Source organism: Vibrio sp. 1078-1 (assembly GCF_033340475.1).
In genome coordinates this window covers 1-552 of the sequence record NZ_JAWOWM010000736.1, presented here as the reverse complement: position 1 = coordinate 552, position 552 = coordinate 1, and the positions used below count along the sequence as shown (strand labels likewise).

The window sequence follows — 552 nt, the reverse complement described above, 5'->3', positions numbered from 1 at the left end:
CAGTCAAAAATTACGTGTGTTGAGCAATAATCGAAAACAGCTCGTCAACCGTTCTTGCCACGTAATCTGGTTGCACGCTCCAATGCTCTGGCATCGCGCCGCTGTACGCTGCTGCAACGGCAATCACTTTACTTTGGCCACCCAACTGCTGTTCGATGTTGCGTGCGAATTGCGTGTCGGCTTCATGGTCACCGATGTACATCAGCTGTCGATTTTCTGCGTGACCAAAAATCGACTCAACGCATTTGATGCCACTGTACGCATCGGGCTTTTGGTGTCCGTTCGAGACGTCATCATACCCGATGATGGATTTAAACGGCGCGCTGATGCCGTTGTCGGACAGCACTCGACGAATATTGCTTTGTGAGTTTTGAGAGCAAATGCCGTGAGGCAGCTGCGCAAACTCTTTAATAACGCCATCAATGCCTTCAAACAGGGTTACTGGTGTTTGGTTTTTCTCTTGATGCTCTGCCCATAAACCGCCAGCTTGCAGCATTTCATCATGGGACATGCCGTAGTAATCCACGTAGAGCTCTTGCCAGTTTTTCGCCG

General features: G+C 49.8%; 1 protein-coding gene. It reads right to left on the bottom strand.

Translation table 11 applies throughout. The features are described from left to right. Nucleotides 1-10 precede the first annotated feature (10 nt). Nucleotides 11-552 (bottom strand): HAD family hydrolase (locus tag R7190_RS29790; protein ID WP_318138198.1); only part of this gene is annotated, 542 nt, incomplete at its 5' end.